This window comes from Methylicorpusculum sp., from assembly GCF_030651835.1.
Lineage (GTDB): Bacteria > Pseudomonadota > Gammaproteobacteria > Methylococcales > Methylomonadaceae > Methylicorpusculum.
Genome location: NZ_JAUSBX010000094.1, coordinates 18,553 through 42,580, shown reverse-complemented (window position 1 = coordinate 42,580; position 24,028 = coordinate 18,553). Strand labels below are relative to the sequence as shown.

Genomic DNA, 24,028 nt, shown 5'->3' with positions numbered 1-24,028 from the left:
AATTTTTTACTTTTTTGGAGCAAATGATGGCAAGTATTTTAGCAGTGGATGATTCCGCCTCTATGAGGCAAATGGTTTCTTTCACATTGAAGGGCGCCGGTTATGATGTTGTTGAAGCGGTAGATGGAAGTGATGCTTTAAACAAGGCAAAAGCCAGAAAATTCGATTGCGTGGTGACCGATGTCAATATGCCGAATAAGGATGGAATAACGCTGATCAGGGATTTGCGAGCATTGCCTAATTACAAGTTTGTGCCTTTGTTATTACTGACTACAGAGTCTGGAATGGACAAAAAACAACAAGGTAAAGAGGCCGGTGCAACGGGTTGGATTGTTAAGCCTTTCAATCCTGATCAGTTGTTAAAGACCATTAGTAAGGTTCTTGGGTAAAAAAAGGATCTATCAATGTCCATCGATATGGCGCAGTTTCATCAAGTGTTTTTTGAAGAAAGCTTTGAAGGGCTGGATATCATGGAGTCCGGCCTTTTGAACCTTAGTCCGGGTGAACCTGACAGTGAAGCAATTAACAGTATCTTCAGGGCAGCACATTCCATCAAGGGCGGAAGTGGAACCTTCGGTTTTACCGAAATTTCAGATTTCACCCATGTCATGGAAACACTCATGGATGAAATGCGTGATGGCCGAAGACAGATTACTCAGGCTGCGGTAAACCTGTTGCTGGGGTCTGTCGATTGTTTAAGAGAAATGCTTTTTGCGGTCAAAGAAGGACAAGCCATCGATGCTGAACGGGTTGCAGAGCATAAGCATGCCTTAGACCTGGAGCAGCAGAAGTCGGGTTCAAGCCAACAGGATAAGTCTTTATCTGCACACGAACCGCTTTCCAATCAGGCCCATCAATCGGACTCTAAAGTAATAGGCTGGCATATTGCTTTTAGTCCGCATACCGATTTGTTAAAAACCGGCAATGATCCCGTCAGGATGTTCAGGGAGTTAAGTGTGCTGGGTGAATTGGAAGTCACCGCAGATTTCAGGGGTGTGCCTGATTTTTATCAGCTTGACCCGGAAGAATGCCACTTGTCATGGAATTTGGTGCTTAAAGGCGATATTGACCGTGCTCCAATCGATGAGGCTTTCGCTTGGGTTGAAGATGATTGCGATCTGGCTATTCAACCGCTTTATCAAGCCGATGATTTATCCCTTTTAGTACCTGGCGCTGAAAACCAGGTTTCCGCTAACCGGGCGCAGCATCCTGCGGCGGAGCACGTTGTTCAGGCCGGTGTTAGTAAACCAGCAGAAATCAGCACGCCGGTGGTCATCAAAGAAAAAGCGCCGGGTGATGAAGCCAAGAACAAGGGTTCTACATCCATTCGGGTGGATACCAGCAAGATTGATACGCTGATTAATATGGTAGGTGAACTGGTCATTACTCAATCAATGTTGAGTTTGATCGGTGAGCACTTTGATATGAGCAAGCAGGATCAGCTGAAAAATGGTTTGGCTCAGCTGGAAAGACACACCCGCGAATTGCAAGAAAGTGTCATGAATATTCGCATGATGCCTATCAATTCGGTTTTTAGCCGTTTTTCCCGTCTTGTGCATGACCTGTCCAATAAATTGGGTAAAAAAATTGATCTAAAGCTTATTGGCGAGCATACCGAAGTTGATAAGACCGTCGTAGAGCTAATCAGCGATCCTCTGGTTCACTTGGTCAGAAACAGTCTTGATCACGGCATAGAAATGCCTGATGAGCGTGTCGCGGTCGGTAAGCCTGAGACGGGTACCGTGACACTCGAAGCTTACCACCGAGGCGGTAACATCGTTATTGAAGTCAGTGACGACGGTAAGGGACTGGATAAAGACAGGCTTAGGGCTAAAGCCATTGAAAAAGGCTTGCTGGATGAAGATGCCATTCTGACTGACAAGCAGACTTTTGAACTGATTTTCATGCCGGGGTTTTCTACGGCAGAACAACTGACGGATATTTCCGGGCGCGGCGTCGGAATGGATGTGGTGCGACGTAATATTCAGGCCTTGGGCGGTAATATAGAAATCATTTCTGAATTGGGGAAAGGTTCCACCATCTCCATTCATTTACCGCTGACATTGGCTATTCTTGACGGTCAATCTATTGCGGTGGGCGATGAAACTTACATTGTGCCGCTAGGTTCAATCATCGAATCCCTTCATATCAAAGAAGAACGCATTAACCGTGTGGCTGACAAAGGTGAAACGTTTCTGCTGCGCAGCGAATATTTGCCCATCATTCGAATGCATGAAATTTTTAAAGTGCCGAATGTTAAAACCACAAAGCTTAGTGAAGGATTATTGGTGGTTGTCGAAGGCCAGGGTGTTCGCTGCGGATTGTTTGTTGACGATCTTCTGGGGCAGCAACAGGTCGTTATCAAATCGTTGGAAGCCAACTATCGGCGTATCGAAGGTGTCTCCGGTGCAACCATACTGGGCGATGGCTCCGTTGCATTAATTCTCGACATTCCAGGGCTCGTCCGCCTGGCAAATCAGTAAAAATCACGTTATGTCACAAGTAGCCGAAAATAATGAAATAGAACGGGCTGAAAAGAAGCGCTTGGCTTCCAGCTCCCAATTTCTCAGCTTTACGTTGGGTAATGAAGAGTATGGCGTCGATATCCTCAGTGTTCAGGAAATCAGAAGCTGGGAACCGGTATCTCGCATTCCTAATGTGCCTTCTTACGAAAAAGGTGTAGTGAACTTGCGTGGGGCTATCGTTCCCATTATTGATTTACGCGAGCGCTTCCATTTGGGGCATGGCCATTACAGTGCTTTGACTGTGGTCATGGTATTGCAGGCCATGATCGGAAATAAAACGCGGGTGATGGGAGTGGTGGTCGATGCCGTGTCGAACGTCATTGATGTCGATAAAAAATCGGTACAGAGCGCGCCTAATTTTGGCAGCAAAGTCAGCACCGAGTATATCAACGGCCTGATAACGGTGAATGGGCGCATGGTGATGCTGTTGGATGTTAACAAATTGCTTAAATTAGATGGCGTGGATGATGATGAAAATTAACAGTGAACTATTGAATATTGAAGTTAGCGGGGAGCCTTTACAATGAAAATAAATATGCCTGTAACCGATCGCGAAATCGTGATGAAAAAAGGCACGATACTGGTTACCAAAACTGATTTAAAAGGCAGTATCACCTACGCTAACGATGCGTTCGTTGAAATCAGTGGTTTCACCAGAAATGAGCTGATTGGTTCGAATCATAATATGGTTCGCCATCCTGATATGCCACCCGCCGCATTTAAAGATTTATGGGATACCGTAAAAGCGGGAAATCCTTGGATAGCGTTAGTTAAAAACCGGACCAAATCAGGCGATTATTACTGGGTTGAGGCCAATGTCACGCCTTATTACGAGAATAAACAGGTAGCGGGCTATCTGTCCGTTCGCCAGCCGCCGACGAGAGATCAGATCAATCAGGCTGAAGCGCTTTATCAAAAAGTGAGCGCCAATCAGGCGGCACTGAGGCCTGCCGGTTTAAGTGCAAAAATTAATGCAATCAAACAAATGGCGCTTTGGAAAAAAGCCGGTTTGTCCTTGTTAATGCTGTTATTACCCGTGTTTTATGGCGCTTATCAAGCGGTTGTTGCCGGCAATTACATTTTGCTCGCTTCAGTGTCTACCAGCGCATTAGTAGGCCTTTTTTTGGCTGTTCATACTTACCGGATAATGAGCCGTTCAATCGAGCAGACCATTGGCTTCTGCGATAAAGCGGCGGCCGGATTTTTTCGCAATCAGGTCGATATCAACCGTCTGGATCAAATCGGTAATCTCAATCGCGCGCTGCAATCGATGCAGGTTAAGTTGAATTCCGATTTCTCTGCAAGTTTGGAGGCCGGCGCATCAACAGAAAGAATTAAGCAAGCGCTGGATCAGGTTACCGGCAACGTGATGATGGCCGACGCGGAATTGAACATTATCTACATGAACAATGCCGCAAAACGCATGTTTAAGCAAAATGAAACGGCCTTTAGACGCGATTTGCCGGATTACAATGCGGATGCTTTGATCGGCGCGAACATCGATGTTTTCCACAAAAACCCGGCACATCAAAGAGGAATGCTGGCGAAATTGACGCAAACCTTCAGAGCTGAATTGAGTATTGGCGGCAGAACCATGGTCGTCATTGCGACCCCGGTCTACGCCAACGAGACGCGTCTGGGTACTGTCGTGGAATGGATAGACCGGAGTGAAGAAGTCAGCATTCAGAGGGAAATCGCTGATATTGTTGATCAGGTCAAGTCGGGTGTGTTGAACGGCCGAATAGCAATGGACCAAAAGGAGGGATTTTTTGCGACGTTAAGTTTAGGTATCAATGAACTGACCGATGTGATCGAGACCGCGTTCGGTGATGTCGCTCGCGTGATGAAAGCCATGTCGGCAGGAGATTTGACCCAAAGCATAACGACGGATTACCAAGGTGTTTATGCTCAATGTAAAAATGATATCAATGAAACTGTTGATAAATTAAGCGAAATTGTCAGCCATATCAGAAGCTCAGCTGATTTTATCAGCAATACCTCGCATGAAATTGCCAGCGGTAATAACAACCTGTCACAACGGGTTGAAACTCAAGCGTCAAGTCTGGAAGAAACGGCATCCAGTATGGAGCAGCTGACGGGTACTGTGAAAAACAATGCCGACAATGCACAACAAGCTAATCAAGTGGCTAATATGGCAAGGCAGTTGGCTGAAAAAGGCGGCACCGTGGTTAACTCGGCAGTCACTGCGATGGCTGAGATCAATGAAAGTAGTAACAAAATTGCCGAAATTATCGGCGTTATCGATGAGATCGCTTTCCAAACCAATTTATTGGCACTGAATGCTTCGGTTGAAGCGGCGAGAGCAGGTGAGCATGGCCGAGGGTTTTCAGTGGTTGCGACAGAAGTGCGTAATTTGGCGCAGCGAAGTGCAGTTGCGGCCAAAGAAAGTAAGGAATTGATTCAAAACAGCGTTCAGAAAGTGCGCTCCGGTACTGAGTTTGTCAATGAGACAGGCGCAGCGCTGCAAGAAATTGTCATTAGCGTTAAGAAAGTCGGCGACATTATTTCTGAAATAGCTTCGGCCAGCACCGAACAAGCCCAAGGCATACAGCAGGTCAATCAGGCGGTTTCTCAAATGGACGAAATCACGCAACAAAATGCCGCGTTGGCTGAAGAAGCTTCAGCTGCAAGTGTTTCAATGAGCGATCAGGCCACAACAATGGCTGATTTGCTGAATTTTTTCAAACTGGATCAAGTCTCCGAAAAACGCCCCGAAAAAGTAAGTCGTGCTCCGGTTTCGTCTGCACCGGTTAAGGCCAGAGTGAATCCTGCTCCGGTAAAAGCGGGACCCGCTTCCGGATTTTCGGCAACTGCCGATAAGGATGAATGGGAAGAGTTTTAATGACAACGATAATCCGGTTTGTTGATAGACAGGACAAAGGCTTCACTTCATTATGAAAAGCGAAAATCAACCCAGCCCAAACGATAAAGAAGTCAATCAGTTTTTAACATTTGAACTGGCAGGGGACTCTTACGCCGTTGAAATACTTAAAGTTCAGGAAATCAGGGGTTGGGAGCCGGTCAGAAAGATACCTAATACGCCGGGGTTTATCAAAGGCGCTTTGAACTTGCGCGGCACCATTGTTCCCGTACTGGATTTACGAGAGCGATTCGGTCTTGAGAATGTCGAGTACACACCGGTAACGGTTGTGATTGTGTTATCCATTAATAATAATGACCATCCGATGGTTTTAGGTGTCATTGCCGATACCGTATCCGATGTGCTGGATCTAAATCTGGCTGATATCAAGCCGGCACCCAACTTCGGGGTCAACATTGATACTCGATACATGCGCGGCATTTATGTTGCCAAGCAAGGCATGATCATGTTGCTGGATGTGGATAAATTACTTGATGTCGACGACTTAACCAAGATTGAAAGTTTGTTATGAACCCACGAATTATCGCCGTTATCAACCAAAAAGGCGGCGTCGGTAAAACGACAACTTCTTCCAATCTTTGCCACGCGCTGGCAATGATGGGAAAAAAAGTCACGCTCATCGATTTGGACCCTCAAGGGCATCTTGCTGTTTCTCTTGGAGTTGTTGACGCGGCGAAGTCGGGAATCGATGAAGTGTTGTTGGGGCATAGCGATATTGAAACGCAGGTGATTCCCGTAAGAGACAACCTTCAACTCATCGTTTCGGGGCCAAAATTGCGGGAAATTGAGCAGTTAACCGAAGGCGGTGTTGCAAGAGGCGATTTGTTGAGATTGTCCTTACAAAATCAGTTGAAAGACCAGGACTTTATATTTATGGATTGCCCACCGTCTTCCGGAATATTGGCCGCAAATGCCTTGTTTGCCGCTGATGAGTTGTTAATCCCCATGTGCAGTGATTTTCTGTCACTGCAGGGGCTTTCACATTTGGTCGCTACAATTAAGCGCTTTGAGCAAGTCCTGAAAAAAAAATACAAAACGTTATTAGTCATGTCCCGTTATGCATCAACCCGAAGATTATCTAAGGAAGTCCTGGATACGCTGCTCAAGCATTTTCCCGGGCAAGTATTGGCAACCGTGATACGTGAAACTGCATCGCTCGCAGAATGCCCCGGTTTTGGTAAAACGATTCTGGAATATCAGCCAAAAAGTCCTGTAGCCAAGGATTTTGCAAAGCTGGCAAATAATTTTATTGAAGGCAAGGTAATGTGATGGCTTCCAAAGATACCCCTAGTCTGATCGGGTTCGATCCTTTAGCCTGGATGAACAATGCTTCACAAAGTCAGGAATTAGATGGCGCGTCTTTGCCAATACCCGATACCGATAATAATCCGCAGGAGGTCGATATGCAGGCCGAACCCGGCAACGGCAGTCCTGATGAGCAGAATAAGGACGTTCAGGTAACAGATGCCTTTCAGACTGAAAATTGTTTGATATTGGAAGAAATCAATACGATTCAAAACGTGCAAACACTATTTGAGCAATTGCGAACTCTTTTGACCTCAGTCGATAACATGGAAATCGATGCTTCCGCGGTAAAAACAGTCGATACGTCGGTGCTCCAGTGTTTGGTAGTGTTTAAACAACAGGCATTGAAGCAGGGTAAACAAGTCACTATTGATTTTCCATCTGACCGGTTTATTGAAGCTTCCGAATTGCTGGGCTTATCGAAACTGTTGGAAGTGGATAAACCGGTTTCAGGTTTGTTTTGACGGCGGGTTCCTTCAGGTTTTCACCCCACGGCCGATTAACTGATCGGCAAGTTATGTGGTTTATTCGATTCTGAAACTAACAATCAGGTTTTGCATTATTGATGTCAACGCACGATAAACAACGCGAATTTGAATTTACCTGGGACGATTTTAATTTTCTGAGAAAATTATCTTCTGAATATTCCGGCATTTTGGTGCCCGATGAAAAATTCGATATGTTCTATTCCAGGCTTTCAAAGCGCATCAGAGTCTTGGGTTTATCGGATTTTAAAAGTTACAGCAATTTTCTGAAAAACAATCATGACGCAGAATTTACAGAATTTATTAATGCGATTACCACGAATTTGACCTCTTTCTTTAGAGAAAAGCATCATTTTGAATTTCTGAAAGACAAGCTGATACCTGAGTTGATTAAAAAAAACCAGTCAACCAAGGTCATAAAAGCCTGGTCTGCAGGATGCTCAACGGGGGAAGAACCTTATTCGATTGTAATGACATTGTTGGAAAATTTGCCGTCAAACTGGGAAGTCAAATTGTTGGCTACCGATTTGGATACGAAGGTATTGGAAACGGCGGCAAATGGTATTTATTCTAGGGAAACGGTTACCAATATTTCAGAAGCCCGGCTTAAACGTTGGTTTCATAATGGAAAAGGCGCTCAGATTAATAAAGTTAAAGTCAAGGCTGAATTACAGGCTTGTATTCGATTTCGGCAACTGAATTTAATGCAAGAGTGGCCGATGCAACAACCGTTTGATTTTATATTTTGTCGTAACGTTTTTATTTATTTTGATCGTGAGACGAAATGTACCATTGCTCAGCGATACAGTAGCTTGCTGCCGATGGATGCCTATCTCTTTATTGGGCACAGTGAGACTATACAGCATGGCAATACCGATTTTGAATTAATAGGCCATACCATTTACAAAAAGGTATCGAAGCGTGTCTAAGTCATTAACCGGTTCAATTATCCTGCCCTCTTTAAACGGTTTTGAAAAAGTTAACCGTTATTGGGATCCTGAAAATCAAATAGTGGCCGCCAAGATTATGCCTGGCGAATTATATGTGACTAAGGAAGATGAATTGATTACAACCGTTTTAGGATCCTGTATCGCCGCCTGTGTGCGTGACAAAGAGTTGAATATAGGTGGCATGAATCATTTTATGTTGCCGGAAACCTCTGAAAACAGGTTGGCCCGAGGCATAGATGCCGTTGTGGGTAATGCTATGCGCTACGGTAACTATGCGATGGAGCATTTGATCAACAGTATTTTGGCGCATGGTGGAAAGCGAAAAAACCTGGAGGTTAAATTGTTTGGCGGAGGCAAGATTATTCCTACTTTAAGCGATGTTGGATTGAGAAATATTGCTTTTGTCCTGGAATATATCGAAACCGAAAGTTTAGTGTTGTTGGCTCAGGATCTAGGGGATATTTATCCACGGAAAGTGAATTTCTATCCTATGACAGGCCGGGTCAGGATGAAAAAAATCAGTGATTTGCACAATCAAACTATCGTGACCCGGGAGTTTGAATATCGCAAAAAACTTAAAGACGTTCCAATAGAAAGCGAAATTGAACTATTTTAGGATTCAGGGATGCGTAAGATAACAGTTTTAATTGTTGATGACTCGGCTTTGATAAGAAATTTGCTTAGCCAGATTTTATCCAGCTCACCCCTTATTGAGGTGGTAGGAACGGCTTCCGATCCTTATATGGCAAGAGAAAAAATTAAAAAGCTTAATCCGGATGTGCTTACCCTGGATATAGAAATGCCCAAGATGGATGGCTTGACGTTTTTGCGCAATTTGATGCGCTTACGTCCTATGCCGGTTGTTATGGTGTCGACGCTCACCGAACAAGGTGCTCATGTGACTTTGGATGCTTTAGCTTATGGGGCCGTTGATTTTATATCCAAGCCTAAAGTAGACGTAGCCAATCGATTGAACGAATATGCCGATGAGATAATTAATAAGGTCCTTATGGCTTCAACTGTCCAGGTGCGGACATTGGATGCAGCTATGCTTTCATCTGAGAACTCCCCTAATTCGGGTGGTATTTCAACGGCAAAACTTGACCCTATTATTACTGGTTCGCCTAAAAAACAGATGAATCGGTTGAAAGCTCAACTGATAGCCTTAGGTGCGTCAACGGGGGGAACTGAAGCCATCAAGTATGTTGTCAGTAAAATGCCGGCAAGCTCCCCGGCGATTGTGATTACTCAGCACTTGCCGATAGCATTCAGTCAGTCTTTTGCCAATCATGTCAATCAGGCGAGTGAAATGAATGCCTGTGTTGCTAAACATGGGCAAGAGATACTTCCCGGTAACATTTATATTGCGCCGGGCGACAAGCATTTGATGGTTATCACCAAAGGTGCGCACTATGTGTGTCAATTAGATGATGGACCTCCGGTTAACCGGCATAAACCCTCTGTGGATATTTTGTTTCACTCGGTCGCGCAGAATGTGGGTTCTCATGCGATTGGTGTCATGCTCACGGGAATGGGGGTTGATGGTGCTAAAGGTATGGTGGAAATGCATGATTCCGGAGCGATTAATATTATTCAAGACGAATCGTCCAGTGTGGTTTGGGGTATGCCCGGTGAGGCATACCGATTGGGTGCAGTCGATTACGTTCAACCGCTAGAGCGGATTCCAGCCCAAATTTTGGCCTTAAAAGCATAGCGGCACTAGTGTGGATAAAATGAAAAGACAAACCTATTGGACGGCCATCGCATTAACTTCTACAGGACTTATTGCGCCTTTTCTGCTTCCCGTTCAGACCTTGTATTGGATCATGATTCCGCTGTTCGGTTGTTGCTGGTGCCTGTCTGTTTTTATGCAAAACCAGCCAGCCAGTGATAAGGAGTCGCTGAAAAATAATGAAGGCTACTTGATTGATGGGGCGATTGATAATTATCTGGCTGAGTTAGAGCAATGTGCCACTAAAGAAATGACTGTTTTGCGAGAAGATTTGATACAGGTCAAGAAGGTGATTGCTGATGGCGTTGGAACAATGACGGAAAGCTTTCAGGGGCTTCACCGATTGACGGAAAATCAAACCGGATTGGTCCATTCCTTGATGGCAAATGTACAAGGAGGCGGCTCCGAAAATGACACTCAAACCATAAATTTTAAAGATTTCGCCCTTGAAACCGAAAGTGTATTAACCAGTTTTATAGAGCACATCATCAGCGTCAGTAAACAAAGTATGTCGATGGTGAATGTCGTCAGTGACGTTGATAGCCGGATGGAACTCATCAGAAAACTGGTGAATGATGTTCAAACGATTGCCGATCAAACCAATTTATTGGCATTAAACGCGGCTATTGAAGCGGCCAGAGCCGGAGATGCGGGGCGAGGTTTTGCGGTTGTCGCTGATGAAGTGCGGAAATTGTCTAAAAATTCCGACAAGTTCAGCGAAGAAATTAGAAAAGTGGTTATCGAATCCAAAACAAGCATTGCTGAAGCCAGGCAGATGATTGAATTGATGGCTTCAAAAGATATGAATGTGGCGATTACATCAAAGGCGAATATTGACGAGATGCTGCAGGATATCGACAAAATGAATAGCTTGATCGCAACCAAACTATATGACGTATCGGGTCTCTCCGAACAGATTGATTCGCACGTCAATAATGCCGTGAGAGCTTTGCAATTCGAGGATATGGCTAGACAGCTTCTTGATTATGTGCAAGGCAACATTGATCATTTCCAACTATTGTTAGATGAAATTCACTTTAGTTTTGAGACCTTTAAATCAGGAGATCAAACCCAGAGTGTTCAGGTCTTGAATGATGGTGTTAAACGGTTGAGTGAGTTGAAGGAACAATGGGAACATAGAACCAGTTCTGCCAAGGCTGTCGGGCAGCATTCTCTTGACGAAGGCGATATAGAGTTATTTTGATAAAGATATTTCAAGGAGCAACAGCTAATGTCTGTAAGCAGTCAATACAATAAAGATAAAAAAGAACTGGTGATTCGAGTGACCGGCCGATTTGATTTTAGCCTGCACCAGGATTTCCGGAAAGTATCGGACATGGATAAACAAGCTATTGACCGGATTATAATCGATTTGAGCAAGACGGATTATCTTGATAGTTCTGCATTGGGTATGTTATTGGTTTTACGTGAAAAAATTAATAATAACAAAAATGCAATTCACCTGATTCATGCCAAACCGGACGTGAAGAAGATTTTTCAGATTGCCAATTTTGATCAATTGTTTACGATTGGTTAATGATGGCTGCTTCTTTTCATCCTGTAAACTGCGGTACTGCTGATGCCGCACCTCAGCTTAAAGCGAAAATTTTAATTGCGGAGGACAGTATTTCGCAACGGAAAATGCTGACTGCATTAATCGAAGCGTTTGGCCATGAAGTTATCGAGTGCTCTGATGGATATCAAGCCTTTGAATTATTTAAGGAATACAGGCCGGATCTGGTCATTTTGGATATTATCATGCCTGTTTGCGATGGCATCAATGCAGCAAAGCATATAAGGGAGTTTCTTTTTGGCGAATACATTCCTATTATTTTTCTGACCGGGCTTGATGCCGAAGAAAAACTAGACGAATGTCATGCGCTCGGTGGTGACGATATTATCAGTAAGCCGTTTAATCACCGTTTGCTCTCAGCGAAGATCGCTTCTTTGCTTCGAGTTAAAAAGCTCTATCATGACCAGGTCACTCAGGCCAAACAATTGGAGCATTTTCGGCAATTGGCTCAGCAGGATCAGGAAATTGCCGCCTCAATTTATAAAAACTTTATTAATGCGGGTTTTTTTGAAACACAGGCCTTGCGTTACCTTTTATCGCCTATGGCCTTATTCAACGGTGATATCTTGTTGTCAGCGAGAACCCCTGGGAATTTGTTATATGTTTTACTAGGTGATTTTACCGGGCATGGCTTATCCGCGGCTATGGGTGCCGGTCCAACCGCTGAAATATTTTATGGAATGGCTCAGAAAGGGTTCAGTATTAACGAGATCACGGTTGAGATTAATCGTAAATTAATGATGATCATGCCGGCCAATTTTTTTTTAGCGGCGACTATTTTGGCTTTATATCCTGATTCTCAGACCGTTAAATTAATTAACTGCGGTTTACCGGATCATTATTTGGTTAATCATGAAACGGGGGAAATTATTACTATTCTCTCGAATAATGTGCCGTTGGGCATACTCAGTTCTTATCTGCCGCAGGAACAGGTTTTTCAAACCAGCGTGCAGACTTATCTTTATTTGTTTACCGATGGCATTATCGAGGCTCTTGGAGAAGGAGGCGATGAGTTTGGCACTGAACGCATCAAAGCTTGCTTGAGTGTTAAGGGGCCGGGTTTTAAGCAAGTACTTGATGCTTTTCATCGGTTTACGCAAGGCCAGGATCAAAAAGATGATTTAACCCTGGTTGAATTACATTGCAATTCTTTAAATCCGATTTGGGCTATTACGCAAACAGAGCGCACCAGTATTGATGTCGTGCCTTTGGCTTGGAAAACGTCTCTGGAATTTGAGCCGTCTGCGCTTCGAAAAGTAAATCCTGTTCCCATTGTCATGAATTCATTAATGGAAATTCAAGGGCTAAAAGCTCACCGGGAAGCCCTTTATGTCATTGTGAGTGAGTTATTTACCAATGCTCTGGAGCATGGTTTATTGGGTCTTGATTCTTCTTTAAAGCAAACGCCTGATGGCTCTATGCGATTTTACGAATTGCGTGAGCAACAATTACAACAATTATCAGAAGGAAAAATCACGATTTCACTCAGTCATTTGCCGGTCAGTCAGGGAGGTCAGCTAATTATTGAGGTTCAGGACTCAGGAAAAGGTTTTGATTTTAATCCGGAAGCTTTAAACGATAACTGTATGGATACCTACTATGGCCGAGGCATGATTTTATTGAAAAAGTTATGTCAAAGCTTTGAATATATCGGAAGTGGAAATCAGGTAAAGGCCACTTACGAATGGACGATGTTAAACACTCAGCATGAGTCTTAATGGTTATGAAAAAGAAAACAAGCCAGACTAAATCCAAATTTGTAGCTGTTGCATCCATTGCGGCCGAGTTAAGTGAGGTAATGGATGTTGCCAAAGAAATCTCGCTGGCAGCCGCTAATGCTAAAGCGATCGCATTTAGAGCGGGAGAAAAGGCCAGAGGTTTTCAACCCATCACGGATTTCATCAATGAATTGGCTAAAGAAACAATTGAGAAGGTCAACAGGATAAATGAACATGCGATGTTGCTCTATCAATTAACGGTTGAGGAATATCGAACTACGGATGCTTTTAATAAATTTGAGGAAGTCATTCGCTTAGCACAGGGTTCTGCCAATGAAAGCTCTCTTAAAGCTTCGTCAGATTTAGTGCAACAGCGGATGCATGACTGCCGTAAAAGGTTTCAGGTTAATATCGACCAACTATTGGATCAATTACAGGAAGTGATGCATCCTGCCCGGGCCGCACGTGTGATTGCCGCTAATTCCAGAATTGAGGCGTCTCAAGCCGGAGAATATTTGCAAAGTTTACAGGCTGTAGCAGAGAGCGTAGATCATGCCGCACAAATTATTCATGACAATGTTCAGGGTTGTCGAAGTGCATTAATAGTGATTAATTTTTCAGAAAAATAACAATTTAGAGGCCTTGAATCGTCATGAAAATGACCAAGATTTATGAAGGAAATTACCAGTGGATCATGTTTGGCAGAGATGTCAATAAACCCGCTAACATCATTGATACCAATCAGTATATGGTCAGGACGGCCAGACGATGTCTATTGATGGACCCGGGTGGTGTCGAATTGTTTGCGCCGATGTTGGCCGCCGTCTTGCACCACGCTCCGGTTGAAGAAATTACCGATTTGTTTGCGTCCCATCAAGATCCCGATATCATTTCCTCCTTGGGTTTATGGGATCAGGCTTTACCTAAAGCCAAGCTGCATGCGTCCAAATTGTGGGAAGGTTTTATCCGGCATTTCGGTTGTGAATCCATTGAATATGTCGGTATTCCCGATAATGGCGGCAGTATCAAATTGGATTCTACCGAATTAAAAATCATACCCGCGCATTATCTTCATTCTTCCGCCAATTTTCATATCTATGATGCACAAGCCAAGATTTTGATGTCGGGCGATGTAGGGGCTGCACTGGAGCCGTCAGGTGCGCCCATTTATGTTGATAATTTTGATGCACATACCGAACATATGCGTTATTTTCATCAGCGCTGGATGCCATCAAATCAGGCAAAACGTGTTTGGATTGAGCGCGTTCGTAAACTGGAAATCGATATTATGGCGCCTCAGCATGGCCGTGTATTCAAGGGTGATGACGTAAAACGCTTTCTGGATTGGTTTGAAGCGCTGGATGTGGGCGTCGCTGTATAAAGTCATTATGTTTCCTGATTATAAAGATGCTTCAGCAACAACGTCTTTCCGGCAGGGATTGCCGGAATCTAGAGCACAAGGATGTGTTCGGCGCTCGCCATCCATGGCACCTGGATCTCGGCAATCCCTGCCGAGATGACGATTTTTGACTGAGCTGATTGATCTTTATAATCAGGTTATGTTTTGGCAGGATATTTGTGCAAGGATGCATAAAACCTCGTTTTGGCCTTCATGCTCTCGTGTTTGGTTATTCTTAATTGCCGCTTTCGGCGATTATTCCTTCAAGCATCATCAATACTGATTTTCCACGCTTTGCATTTTCCCATCAGACATCAACCACCCAGGGAGCTCATCAGACGGCTTTTGAGCATAAGTTCTTGTGTTTTAACTGAGTGCTGATGAGTCTTGTCATAAAAATGTAATACACTAACTGTTAAAATCAAGCATTAAAGCGAAACATGTGTATTTATGACTAGGATATCGGTTCTTGTTGTTGAAGATGAAGATGCTATCAGGGACATGCTGGTGATGGTTTTGGAGCAGGCTGGATTTCATGCAACAGGGATCTCCGATGCCGAGCAGGCCAACAAATCATTAAGTGATCATCAACCAGATCTGATTGTGCTGGATTGGATGTTGCCCGGTATGTCCGGTGTCGAATGGGCCAGGCGCTTAAAAAAAGATCAGTTTTGCCGGGAGATTCCCATTATTTTGCTGACTGCCCGGGGCGAGGAAGAGGATAAAGTACGAGGCCTGGAAATAGGCGCGGATGATTACATGACCAAACCTTTTTCGCCAAAAGAATTGGTGGCCAGAATTCGCGCAGTGCTGCGAAGAGCCGGTAAAATTCAGGATTTAGCCCAGATTAGTTTGGGCGATATCATTTTGGATACCGAGCAGCACCGTCTTACCCTCGGTGACAAACAATTGGAAGTCAGTCCAACCGAATTCCGTCTTATGCAATTTTTTATGACTCATCCGGATAAAGTCTATAGCCGCACGCAATTGCTTGATCAAGTCTGGGGAAGAAGCGTTTATATCGAAGAGCGAACAGTGGATGTCCATATCCGGCGCTTAAGAAAGATATTGGCAGAATACGGTCGTGAGGACTTGGTTCAGACAGTTCGTGGCTTTGGTTACCGGTTTTCATTAATAGACTGACTGTATGACGCTATGGCATAAAGAAATTCTGTTGCTAATTACCTTATTGATTCTTTTAGGGCTTTTGGGTGTTTTTATAGGGCACTTCTTCCTTCTTTATTTAGTTGCTCTCAGTCTTCTGCTTTTACGTCAGTATATTCAGGTTTACCGGTTTGAAAAATGGATCAAGTTTGGTGGTGCAGGAAAGTATCCGGAAAATAACGGGATTTGGGGCGATATTTACTATCACGTTTACAGGCTCAGAAAAAGTCAAAAAAAGCGTAAAAAAAAGCTGACCAAAATGATTGATCAGTTTCGTAAATCGACTGAAGCATTGCCCGATGCGGCAGTTGTTTTAGGCGGGCACGATGAAATTGAATGGGCCAATAAATCAGCCATGAGAGTGCTTGGTTTACAAAGAGCCGACAAAGGGCAGCGAATTATTAATTTATTTCGTCATCCCGATTTTCTCAGTTATTTGAAGATGGGTAGTTTTGACAATGCCATCATCATTCCCTCGCCCGTAGATAGCGGCATTATTTTGTCTGTTAGAGTTGTCGCCTACGGTGCTGGGTTGCGACTCCTGTTGGCGCAGGATGTTACGCAATTAAAAAAGATGGAGAGTATGCGTAAGGATTTTGTCGCAAATGTATCGCACGAACTGAGAACGCCTCTGACGGTGCTTAAGGGCTATCTGGAGACCTTAAAGGACATGGATGATCAGGATTCACCTTTACTCACCAATTCGCTGCGCCAAATGCAAAACCAGACAGAAAGAATGGAGCACCTGGTTGATGATTTGCTGCTGCTGACTCGGTTGGAAACGCAAAGAAAAAAAACAGTCTGTGTTGATGTATGCGGGCTCTTGACAGCTATTTGCAATGAAGAGGGAAATCTTAAAAGCGCCTCCGAAAGAATACAGTTGTTATTGGAGACGCCGAAAGGGCTTATAGGTGTCCAGGAAGACTTACGAAGTGCCTTCAGTAATCTCCTTATCAATGCATTGAAATATTCGCCAGAAGAATCATTGGTAAGCGTTCGCTGGTATAGGGACGGCAATGAGGTCAGGCTTGATGTGGTCGATCATGGGGAAGGTGTTGCTCCGCTTGAGATTCCAAGGATTACTGAGCGTTTTTATCGTGTCGACGTTAAGCGAAATCGTAAACTAAGCGGTACCGGTTTGGGTCTTGCGATCGTCAAGCATGTATTGCTAAATCATAATGCACGCCTGGAAATAGCCAGTGAATTAGGAAAAGGCAGTTGTTTTAGCTGTGTGTTTCCGGAGAGCGTCATCTGTTATGAGCAGGAGTGATTTCAAAAAGTGAAATTGTTTACAGTGTTAATGCTTAGCACTTTAGTACAATTTTAATAAGTTGTTTTTTAGGTAATAATGTAGCTGTAAATATAAATTAACTTAAATCCCCCTCAAATTTTAATCAAAATAAAAATGTAACATTTCAATCTAACCCTTAAAAAGTCTTCTTTGAGCAAGCGCTGAGGGGGTGGGGTTTTATAAATAGTTACTGTAAAACATAAGCTTACGAATTATGTTGGTGGGTTGGTTCGATCGCTGCTGAATAAATGAGTAATTTTTTATGTTCAACCGCTTGGTATTCTATTAAGGTCTATTTAATACAAGCTAGGGATAATGCCAAATGTGAAGGACCATATTTGGATTATAGATCATACGTTTTTTAACTTGAATGTATGATTCAATTTTAAACAAAGGGATTCTTTAGTAATCGTATAAGTCAGGCTAAACCTATCGTGAGGTAGGGACGGAAAGCCAAGAGTCTGAATCATGATTGACCTGTTCAGACAGTCTGGTCGCACTTTTCAAAATGGGTGTAATTATGTTTCTTAAAAAATCTCTTAGTGTTTTAATTTTAATGGTTGTGACCAGTGTTGCTTCGGCAAACTGGGCTGCAACAGACGGTAGCAGTGCATTTATATCTATCAATGCATTTACACCATTGACAGATACGTTCGGAATTTTTGGTGGATCTGCAGATATTTCTACAGATGCTCCTCTTCTGACGTTTTCTGGTGAATTTTTAGAACCCGCTTCAACGATTAATTGGGGTTCTTCACCAGCAAGTTCAGTTGCTAGTGATTTCCAAGTTGCTTGGAAATCTGCCGGTAGCTGGTATCTGCCTTTTTCAGTAGGGCCAGTTTTAAATGTAGCTGATACCTATCAGTTTGTATTTTTAGCTGGAACCAGTTTTACCATTTTATATGCAACTGATATTACACCTTTTGAAGCTACTGCTCCGATTCCTGTACCATCTGCAATCTGGATGTTCGGCGCTGGTTTAGTAGGTCTTTTATCAAGTGTTGGACGCAAAAAACGCATTTCAGCTAACGTTGTGACTGCATAATTCTTGTATCCAGTTTAGAAGGGGGCGCTTGCGCCCCTTTTTTTTGTTTAATTTTTGGCCAGGCAGTTTCTCATTTGATCTGCTGTTATTTAATTTCCCCATCCGGATTGAATCTCGCAGTGGATTTTATCCGCCCAAGTCCTCAGAAATATCCCGCATAATTTTCTTACAGAACAGGCGATAATATCCGCTTGTACTTGCCTCGAAAAACGCTATGGCTTATCCTCGCTTAACTAAATTTAAGTGGTTATAGTTAAAGTGTACTTCAAATTCAGTACTTACCTGAAAGCGTGAAAATTTAAATACCTTAAATGGATGGCTGAACGGCCCAATGGTCATCTTTATTTTGTTCCTATTGGCATATCTATAATTAAAAAAGCAAAACGGGTCTCGTTCAATGAGTGCTGTCATTTTAACGTTGTCCATGTTTTTCAGAATAGAATGGCTTTATCTACGGTAATAACCATTCCGATATTCGAGTCAGTCAATATAAAGCTCTCAAATAGCTATATTGACTTTTTTAACGTCTAATTTAATGAGAAAAGTGATATGAATGTTTCTTTAAAGAAAATATTTAATAATTTTCTAATCGGTATTTTTGCCGTTATCCCCATCGTTATAGTGCTGCAGATTGTCATTTTTGTTAAAGACAGGGTGGCCGATCTTTTTGGGCTGGTCTATGGTTATGCCGACAGTTACTTGTATACATCCATGGTTTTTGCAGTCAGTTTTCTGTTGTTGGTGTTAATTGGCCATAAAATAGTCAAAGAAGGTAAGTTTTGGGCTATTGCCGCATTTGATTTCATCATTGACAGAATTCCGCTCTTAAACAGCATCTATCGTGTCACTAAAAAAGTGATCAATATGTTTTCCTCTCACGATAGAAAAGATGCGCGTGAAGTGGTGTATGTGGAATATCCAAAAGAAGGGCTTTGGGTGCCTGCCTATGTAACCAACAAATTTGAAGATAGTTATATTTTGTTTGTTCCAACTTCACCCAATCCCACCTCCGGTTTTACCGTTATCGTCGATAAGAGCAGAGTGATTAAATCAGAGATGAATGTTGAGGAGGCTACCAGTTTTATAATCAGTGTCGGAGTGGATTATGACAAGATCGCTGAAGTGAATAAGTTATCCTGATGGATGTCTTTCATGATTGGCTTAATCAACTCAGTGGTTTTGTTTGGGGGCCTGCTACGATGGCTCTATTACTGGGTATGGGTATTTACCTGACATTGGGGCTTAAAGCCTTTACCTGGCTTAACACGCCGCATGCGTTTGTTTCGCTTTGGCGGGGAAGAAAGTCCGAGCAAGAAGGTGACATTACGCCTTATCAAGCCCTCATGACGGCTTTATCCGCCACAATAGGTACAGGAAACATTGCCGGAGTTGCAACCGCTATCTATATGGGGGGGCCAGGCGCGGTTTTCTGGATGTGGATGACCGCTTTATTCGGGATGTCTACCAAGTATGCGGAGTCTTTGCTGGCCGTTAAGTATAGAGAGACCGATCATTTGGGCAAGCATGTCGGTGGTCCCATGTACTACATTAAAAATGGTTTGGGAAAGCGATGGTATTGGTTAGCCCCGTTGTTTGCTACATTCGGTACTTTGGCTTCATTTGGAATAGGGAATATGGTTCAGGCAAATTCAGTTGCCAGTGCCGTCTCGCTACAATTTAGTATGCCAAATGAAGTGACGGCTGTAATCCTGACCGTTCTGGTTGCCTTTGTAATTTTGGGCGGAATTACCCGTATTGCCGAAGTGGCTGAAAAGTTGGTCCCTTTCATGGCGATTGGCTATGTCGCCGGGGCTCTTCTGGTTATCGGTATCAATATTGAGGCCGTGCCAGCCGCATTTATGACGATAATTCACAGCGCATTTAATCCAACGGCTGCGACAGGCGGATTTGCCGGAGTGGGCGTATGGGCGGCAGTGCGATACGGCGTAGCAAGAGGCATTTTTTCCAATGAGGCGGGACTTGGAAGTGCGCCTATTGCCCATGCGGCAGCTAAAACCCATAACCCAGTGCAGCAGGGAACTATTGCGATGCTGGGAACGTTTATAGATACACTGGTTATTTGTACGATGACCGCGTTGGTCATTGTCATTACCGATTCATGGGATAGCGGTGAGACCGGTGCGGCCTTGACGGCATTCGCTTTCAATAGCGCTTTGCCCGGTTGGGGCGGCTATATTGTTGCTTTTGGAATTGTGATTTTTGCGTTTACAACCCTTGTTGGCTGGAGTTATTACGGCGAACGGTGTGCCGAATTTTTGTTTGGTATCAAAGTAATTCTTCCGTTTCGAGTTCTGTGGATTTGTGCTGTTCCCTTGGGCGCGATGGGGAAATTGAGTACGATATGGTTATTAGCCGACATCATGAACGGATTGATGGCAATCCCCAATTTGATTGCGTTGGCGCTTTTAAGTCCTGTTGTTTTTCGATTGACATCGGATTATCACATCAGTAGCGGATCAACAAAATGAAGAATCTTTTTAATTACAGGGGAATTTAAATGGTAAAAATTCTGGCTTTTTCGGGGAGTGCAAGGAAAGATTCTTTTAATCAGAAATTAGTTAAGTTGGCTGCGGAAGGCGCCGGAAAAGCTGGTGGGGAAGTTACCGTCGTCAATCTGGCCGATTATCCGATGCCGATTTTTGATCAGGATTTTGAAGCTGAACAAGGTATGCCTGAAACAGTCAAAGCATTTAAAAAACTTTTAATAGAGCATGACGGCTTTTTAATTGCTTCACCTGAATACAACAGCGCTTTTACCCCCTTGCTGAAAAATGTTCTGGATTGGGCTTCCCGAAAAGAGGGCGATGAGCAACCCTTGGTCGCTTATCGAGGTAAATGTGCAGCGATTATGTCAGCTTCACCCGGTGCATTAGGCGGGTTAAGAGGCTTGGTGTTTTTAAGAATGCTATTGGCTAATATCGGTATTGTGGTTTTACCCGGTCAATTTGCTTTGACTCATGCCGGCCAAGCATTTTTAACTAATGGAACATTAAGCGATGACCAAAACAATGCAACGGTTCTGGCGCTTGGTGCAGAACTGGTTAAGTATTCATCAAAATTAAAAGCAGATTGAATTTTGGCGGTGAACCCAGCAATTCCCAGTTTGAACTTTTAATATGTCATCAAGGAGTGGCGTAAGCCTTGCGAGGAATGCCGTAGACCCATCTATGAGGGCTTGACGGCAGCATCCCTGCTGCCGACATCCTCAGCTTAAGCCCCCCTTTTTTTATCGTCAAACTGGGAATTACTGCGGTAAACCCACGCGCATAAATTTAATTCGATGTTGTCTTGGCATTCACTTCTGATTCATGCTGTTCGGAGCAAACTTTATCCATACTTCAAAGAGGAAGGATAAGCAAATGAACAGCATTAGAAAACTAATCCTATTGGCCGTGCTCATAACAGTTTCCGGTTGTGCATCCCGCGGAGTTTATCAAAGTACCGAGTATTATCCCGTTTACCCTCGTTCTGATACCCGTATTTACAGCAGTTATTATTCGGCCCGGCCTGCCTACCGAGAATATTACGCACCTGCTCCTGTGCGAATAATTGAGCGCAGAACTCCGGTTACGGTAATCAACAAAAGGGTTGAGGTCATTAGGCCGGTACCAAAATGGCAAGGTAAGCCGGATAGATACGATCATGGGAATGATCGGAGAAAAGATGGTTTTGATTACTCTCGCAAAGAAGACGATAAAGACCGTCGTAGAGTCGAAGTTCGAAATGATAGGCGAGAAGGGTCACGAAGTGATCGAGTCACACCGCAAGCGAGCAATCGCGGCGATAGGCCTTCATTCAATCGGCGAGAAGGAAGCAGCGAAAGAAACGAAAGAAACGAAAGAAACGAAAGAAACGAAAGAAACGAAAGAAACGAAAGAAACGAAAGAAACGAAAGAAACGAAAGAAACGAAAGAAACGAAAGAAACGAAAGTCAAACGATTGCCCGAAATGCTCAATTTAATCAGCGCGAACCAAGACAGCAAGAACAGAGAATGGAGAGGCCAGAAAGAGAAGGAAGAAATGAAAGAGGCGGTCGGCGTGAATAGATCGGTGTGGCTTGAGGCCGGAGCAAAAAATTCCGGCCTCGATTCAATTGAAGGGTTATAAAGAAATCAACGCATCACCCACAGCAACAGCAGCACCATCTTTGACATTTATCGCACTTACTGTGCCGCTGTTTTTAACGCGAACTTCGGTTTCCATTTTCATGGCTTCCATGATCACAACCACATCGCCCTCTTTTACGATACTACCTATACCTACATTAATTTTCAGAATGTTACCTGCCATGGGCGCACGTACGATTTCGCCCGTCGTAATTGCGGGGGGCGTCGCAACAGTTTGCTGGGTTTCGGCGGACTGTTGAATAACAAGCCCTGCACCACCAGGAGCTACAACAACATTGTAATTACGCCCGTCAACATTGACAGAGTAGCTTTCAGTTGCATGGGGCTGGCTGGCCGTTGCAGGTTTAGCTGATGCTGAACCGGGTGCAGGCTCAAAAGCATCGGTTTTGCCCCGATTGGCAATGAATTTCCAGCCGATTTGAGCAAACATGCCGTTAATTAAAGCATCTTCTTCAATGTTGTCAGCCAGTTTGACCTGTTCGGTCAGGGCTTTGGCCTTAACTTCAGCAATCAATTTATCCATTTCCGGCGCCAATAAATCAGCGGGTCTGCAGGTAATGGGGGCGGCTCCCTCAAGCACACGATCTTGCAGGGCTTTGTTTACGGGTGCAGGCGTGGCGCCATATTCACCTTTTAAAACGCCGGCGGATTCTTTGGTGATGCTTTTATAACGTTCCCCGGTCAGAATATTGATGACAGCCTGACTGCCGACAATCTGTGACGTGGGCGTTACCAGCGGCAGAAAGCCGAGATCTTCCCTAACGCGTGGAATTTCGGCAAGTACCTCATCAAAGCGGTCCGCAGCACCTTGTTCTTTTAGCTGGCTTTCCATGTTAGTGAGCATGCCTCCAGGAACCTGGCTGACCAGAATGCGGCTGTCTACGCCTTTGAGGTTGCCTTCAAATTGCGCATATTTTTTGCGGATGTCGCGAAAATAAGCGGCAATATCTTCGAGGGGTTTGATGGGTAGCCCGGTATCTCGGGGCTGTCCGGTGAGTGCGGCGACTATGGTTTCAGTTGGACTATGGCCATACGTCATGCTCATTGATGAAATGGCGGTGTCGACATTATCCACTCCCGCTTCGGCCGCTTTTAGCAAGGTTGCAACACTGAGTCCGGTCGTGGCATGACAATGCAAGTGGACAGGAATAGACAGGCTTTTTTTCAATTGGCTGACTAACTCATAAGCGTCATAAGGCGTTAATAGTCCCGCCATGTCTTTGATGCAGACCGAATGAGCACCCATATCTTCAATTTGTTTGCCTTGCGTAACCCACATGGCTTGGGTGTGAACAGGGCTGACGGTATAGGAAATAGTACCCTGTGCGTGAGCATCAGTGCTAAGAACGGCTTTGATAGCTCGCTCGATATTCCGCATGTCGTTCATCGCATCAAAGATACGAAAAACATCAATACCATTGACGGCGCTACGTTCGACGAACTTATCTACAACGTCATCGGCATAATGCCTGTAACCGAGTAAATTTTGACCTCTTAACAGCATTTGCTGGGGTGTGCGAGGCATCGCGGCTTTCAGTGAACGAAGGCGTTCCCATGGGTCTTCACCTAAATAGCGGATGCAGGCATCAAAAGTCGCGCCCCCCCATGTTTCCAATGACCAGAAACCAATCTGATCGAGTTTGGCGCAAATAGGCAGCATATCTTCAATGCGCAGACGAGTCGCCAGTAGCGATTGGTGTGCGTCTCTCAGAACAACTTCGGTTATGCCTAAGGATTGGGTATTTTGATCATTCATGCTTTTTTCTCTGAGAATGGAGATTCGCTTGACCG

The 24,028-nt window shown here is 44.1% G+C and carries 24 protein-coding genes and 1 riboswitch; of the genes, 23 read left to right on the top strand and 1 reads right to left on the bottom strand.

Features of this window, described 5'->3' with window-relative positions; translation table 11 throughout:
- The first annotated feature begins 23 nt into the window (after positions 1–23).
- The 23 genes from Q7V32_RS12655 (at position 24) to Q7V32_RS12545 (ending at position 22,217) form a co-directional block, all read left to right on the top strand.
- Positions 24–389 carry a response regulator gene (locus Q7V32_RS12655; protein WP_304897343.1) on the top strand — a complete coding sequence of 122 codons (366 nt, stop codon included), beginning with the start codon at positions 24–26 and terminating at the stop codon, positions 387–389.
- Positions 390–404: 15 nt separating this feature from the next.
- Entirely contained in the window at positions 405–2,483 is a 2,079-nt protein-coding gene (locus tag Q7V32_RS12650) for a chemotaxis protein CheA (RefSeq protein ID WP_304897342.1), read from the top strand.
- A 10-nt stretch (positions 2,484–2,493) separates the two neighbouring features.
- Positions 2,494–3,006, top strand: coding sequence for a chemotaxis protein CheW (locus Q7V32_RS12645; protein ID WP_304897341.1), 513 nt, complete (start codon positions 2,494–2,496; stop codon positions 3,004–3,006).
- Positions 3,007–3,048: 42 nt separating this feature from the next.
- Positions 3,049–5,388 carry a methyl-accepting chemotaxis protein gene (locus tag Q7V32_RS12640; protein WP_304897340.1) on the top strand — a complete coding sequence of 780 codons (2,340 nt, stop codon included), beginning with the start codon at positions 3,049–3,051 and terminating at the stop codon, positions 5,386–5,388.
- Between the two features lie 52 nt (positions 5,389–5,440).
- The gene (locus Q7V32_RS12635; protein WP_304897339.1) at positions 5,441–5,938 is read left to right on the top strand and encodes a chemotaxis protein CheW; all 498 of its coding nucleotides are present in this window, start codon (positions 5,441–5,443) and stop codon (positions 5,936–5,938) included.
- Positions 5,935–6,696, top strand: a complete 762-nt coding sequence (locus Q7V32_RS12630) for a ParA family protein (RefSeq protein ID WP_304897338.1) — start codon at positions 5,935–5,937, stop codon at positions 6,694–6,696. The genes Q7V32_RS12635 and Q7V32_RS12630 overlap by 4 nt, the downstream gene beginning before the upstream one ends.
- Positions 6,696–7,196: a lipid asymmetry maintenance protein MlaB gene (locus Q7V32_RS12625; RefSeq protein ID WP_304897337.1), complete on the top strand. Its 501-nt coding sequence runs from the start codon at positions 6,696–6,698 to the stop codon at positions 7,194–7,196. Before Q7V32_RS12630 ends, Q7V32_RS12625 begins: the two co-directional genes overlap by 1 nt.
- A gap of 101 nt (positions 7,197–7,297) precedes the next feature.
- Positions 7,298–8,146, top strand: a complete 849-nt coding sequence (locus Q7V32_RS12620) for a protein-glutamate O-methyltransferase CheR (RefSeq protein ID WP_304897336.1) — start codon at positions 7,298–7,300, stop codon at positions 8,144–8,146.
- Complete coding sequence (cheD, locus tag Q7V32_RS12615; protein WP_304897335.1) at positions 8,139–8,783, top strand: chemoreceptor glutamine deamidase CheD; 645 nt, start codon at positions 8,139–8,141, stop codon at positions 8,781–8,783. The genes Q7V32_RS12620 and cheD overlap by 8 nt, the downstream gene beginning before the upstream one ends.
- A gap of 9 nt (positions 8,784–8,792) precedes the next feature.
- On the top strand, positions 8,793–9,881 hold the full coding sequence (locus Q7V32_RS12610; RefSeq protein ID WP_304897334.1) for a chemotaxis response regulator protein-glutamate methylesterase: 1,089 nt from the start codon (positions 8,793–8,795) through the stop codon (positions 9,879–9,881).
- A 19-nt stretch (positions 9,882–9,900) separates the two neighbouring features.
- Positions 9,901–11,103, top strand: coding sequence for a methyl-accepting chemotaxis protein (locus Q7V32_RS12605; RefSeq protein ID WP_304897333.1), 1,203 nt, complete (start codon positions 9,901–9,903; stop codon positions 11,101–11,103).
- A 27-nt stretch (positions 11,104–11,130) separates the two neighbouring features.
- Positions 11,131–11,436 (top strand): STAS domain-containing protein, encoded by a 306-nt coding sequence (locus Q7V32_RS12600; protein WP_304897332.1) that lies wholly within the window; start codon positions 11,131–11,133, stop codon positions 11,434–11,436.
- A 2-nt stretch (positions 11,437–11,438) separates the two neighbouring features.
- The gene (locus Q7V32_RS12595; protein WP_304897331.1) at positions 11,439–13,190 is read left to right on the top strand and encodes a fused response regulator/phosphatase; all 1,752 of its coding nucleotides are present in this window, start codon (positions 11,439–11,441) and stop codon (positions 13,188–13,190) included.
- 5 nt (positions 13,191–13,195) lie between these two features.
- On the top strand, positions 13,196–13,819 hold the full coding sequence (locus tag Q7V32_RS12590) for a chemotaxis protein (RefSeq protein ID WP_304897330.1): 624 nt from the start codon (positions 13,196–13,198) through the stop codon (positions 13,817–13,819).
- Positions 13,820–13,842: 23 nt separating this feature from the next.
- Positions 13,843–14,571, top strand: coding sequence for an MBL fold metallo-hydrolase (locus Q7V32_RS12585; RefSeq protein WP_304897329.1), 729 nt, complete (start codon positions 13,843–13,845; stop codon positions 14,569–14,571).
- Positions 14,572–14,597: 26 nt separating this feature from the next.
- Positions 14,598–14,720, top strand: coding sequence for a hypothetical protein (locus Q7V32_RS12580; RefSeq protein ID WP_304897328.1), 123 nt, complete (start codon positions 14,598–14,600; stop codon positions 14,718–14,720).
- A gap of 319 nt (positions 14,721–15,039) precedes the next feature.
- A complete protein-coding gene (phoB, locus tag Q7V32_RS12575) occupies positions 15,040–15,732 on the top strand; it encodes a phosphate regulon transcriptional regulator PhoB (RefSeq protein WP_304897327.1) in 693 nt (230 codons plus the stop codon).
- A gap of 4 nt (positions 15,733–15,736) precedes the next feature.
- Positions 15,737–17,023 carry a phosphate regulon sensor histidine kinase PhoR gene (phoR, locus tag Q7V32_RS12570; protein WP_304897326.1) on the top strand — a complete coding sequence of 429 codons (1,287 nt, stop codon included), beginning with the start codon at positions 15,737–15,739 and terminating at the stop codon, positions 17,021–17,023.
- Positions 17,024–17,456: 433 nt separating this feature from the next.
- Positions 17,457–17,546, top strand: a riboswitch (cyclic di-GMP riboswitch).
- 18 nt (positions 17,547–17,564) lie between these two features.
- Positions 17,565–18,089 (top strand): hypothetical protein, encoded by a 525-nt coding sequence (locus Q7V32_RS12565; protein ID WP_304897325.1) that lies wholly within the window; start codon positions 17,565–17,567, stop codon positions 18,087–18,089.
- A 549-nt stretch (positions 18,090–18,638) separates the two neighbouring features.
- The gene (locus Q7V32_RS12560; protein ID WP_304897324.1) at positions 18,639–19,229 is read left to right on the top strand and encodes a DUF502 domain-containing protein; all 591 of its coding nucleotides are present in this window, start codon (positions 18,639–18,641) and stop codon (positions 19,227–19,229) included.
- Positions 19,229–20,578 carry a sodium:alanine symporter family protein gene (locus tag Q7V32_RS12555; protein ID WP_304897323.1) on the top strand — a complete coding sequence of 450 codons (1,350 nt, stop codon included), beginning with the start codon at positions 19,229–19,231 and terminating at the stop codon, positions 20,576–20,578. The genes Q7V32_RS12560 and Q7V32_RS12555 overlap by 1 nt, the downstream gene beginning before the upstream one ends.
- A 29-nt stretch (positions 20,579–20,607) precedes the next feature.
- On the top strand, positions 20,608–21,183 hold the full coding sequence (locus tag Q7V32_RS12550; RefSeq protein WP_304897322.1) for an NADPH-dependent FMN reductase: 576 nt from the start codon (positions 20,608–20,610) through the stop codon (positions 21,181–21,183).
- Positions 21,184–21,752: 569 nt separating this feature from the next.
- A complete protein-coding gene (locus Q7V32_RS12545) occupies positions 21,753–22,217 on the top strand; it encodes a hypothetical protein (RefSeq protein WP_304897321.1) in 465 nt (154 codons plus the stop codon).
- Here the strand turns inward: Q7V32_RS12545 and oadA are convergent.
- Positions 22,212–23,993, bottom strand: coding sequence for a sodium-extruding oxaloacetate decarboxylase subunit alpha (oadA, locus tag Q7V32_RS12540; protein WP_304897320.1), 1,782 nt, complete (start codon positions 23,991–23,993; stop codon positions 22,212–22,214). The genes Q7V32_RS12545 and oadA overlap by 6 nt on opposite strands.
- Between the last annotated feature and the right edge of the window lie 35 nt (positions 23,994–24,028).

What these genes read in the sequence shown, in the direction of transcription:
- phoR (WP_304897326.1), top strand. Translation starts at nt 15,737, where the DNA reads ATGACGCTATGGCATAAAGAAATTCTGTTGCTAATTACCTTATTGATT.
- Q7V32_RS12655 (WP_304897343.1), top strand. Translation starts at nt 24, where the DNA reads ATGATGGCAAGTATTTTAGCAGTGGATGATTCCGCCTCTATGAGGCAA.
- Q7V32_RS12620 (WP_304897336.1), top strand. Translation starts at nt 7,298, where the DNA reads ATGTCAACGCACGATAAACAACGCGAATTTGAATTTACCTGGGACGAT.
- Q7V32_RS12565 (WP_304897325.1), top strand. Translation starts at nt 17,565, where the DNA reads ATGTTTCTTAAAAAATCTCTTAGTGTTTTAATTTTAATGGTTGTGACC.
- Q7V32_RS12555 (WP_304897323.1), top strand. Translation starts at nt 19,229, where the DNA reads ATGGATGTCTTTCATGATTGGCTTAATCAACTCAGTGGTTTTGTTTGG.
- Q7V32_RS12560 (WP_304897324.1), top strand. Translation starts at nt 18,639, where the DNA reads ATGAATGTTTCTTTAAAGAAAATATTTAATAATTTTCTAATCGGTATT.
- Q7V32_RS12640 (WP_304897340.1), top strand. Translation starts at nt 3,049, where the DNA reads ATGAAAATAAATATGCCTGTAACCGATCGCGAAATCGTGATGAAAAAA.
- Q7V32_RS12625 (WP_304897337.1), top strand. Translation starts at nt 6,696, where the DNA reads ATGGCTTCCAAAGATACCCCTAGTCTGATCGGGTTCGATCCTTTAGCC.
- Q7V32_RS12545 (WP_304897321.1), top strand. Translation starts at nt 21,753, where the DNA reads ATGGGAATGATCGGAGAAAAGATGGTTTTGATTACTCTCGCAAAGAAG.
- Q7V32_RS12635 (WP_304897339.1), top strand. Translation starts at nt 5,441, where the DNA reads ATGAAAAGCGAAAATCAACCCAGCCCAAACGATAAAGAAGTCAATCAG.
- Q7V32_RS12585 (WP_304897329.1), top strand. Translation starts at nt 13,843, where the DNA reads ATGAAAATGACCAAGATTTATGAAGGAAATTACCAGTGGATCATGTTT.
- Q7V32_RS12650 (WP_304897342.1), top strand. Translation starts at nt 405, where the DNA reads ATGTCCATCGATATGGCGCAGTTTCATCAAGTGTTTTTTGAAGAAAGC.
- phoB (WP_304897327.1), top strand. Translation starts at nt 15,040, where the DNA reads ATGACTAGGATATCGGTTCTTGTTGTTGAAGATGAAGATGCTATCAGG.
- Q7V32_RS12645 (WP_304897341.1), top strand. Translation starts at nt 2,494, where the DNA reads ATGTCACAAGTAGCCGAAAATAATGAAATAGAACGGGCTGAAAAGAAG.
- Q7V32_RS12580 (WP_304897328.1), top strand. Translation starts at nt 14,598, where the DNA reads ATGCTTCAGCAACAACGTCTTTCCGGCAGGGATTGCCGGAATCTAGAG.
- Q7V32_RS12610 (WP_304897334.1), top strand. Translation starts at nt 8,793, where the DNA reads ATGCGTAAGATAACAGTTTTAATTGTTGATGACTCGGCTTTGATAAGA.
- Q7V32_RS12630 (WP_304897338.1), top strand. Translation starts at nt 5,935, where the DNA reads ATGAACCCACGAATTATCGCCGTTATCAACCAAAAAGGCGGCGTCGGT.
- Q7V32_RS12600 (WP_304897332.1), top strand. Translation starts at nt 11,131, where the DNA reads ATGTCTGTAAGCAGTCAATACAATAAAGATAAAAAAGAACTGGTGATT.
- oadA (WP_304897320.1), bottom strand. Translation starts at nt 23,993, where the DNA reads ATGAATGATCAAAATACCCAATCCTTAGGCATAACCGAAGTTGTTCTG.
- Q7V32_RS12595 (WP_304897331.1), top strand. Translation starts at nt 11,439, where the DNA reads ATGGCTGCTTCTTTTCATCCTGTAAACTGCGGTACTGCTGATGCCGCA.
- Q7V32_RS12550 (WP_304897322.1), top strand. Translation starts at nt 20,608, where the DNA reads ATGGTAAAAATTCTGGCTTTTTCGGGGAGTGCAAGGAAAGATTCTTTT.
- Q7V32_RS12605 (WP_304897333.1), top strand. Translation starts at nt 9,901, where the DNA reads ATGAAAAGACAAACCTATTGGACGGCCATCGCATTAACTTCTACAGGA.
- Q7V32_RS12590 (WP_304897330.1), top strand. Translation starts at nt 13,196, where the DNA reads ATGAAAAAGAAAACAAGCCAGACTAAATCCAAATTTGTAGCTGTTGCA.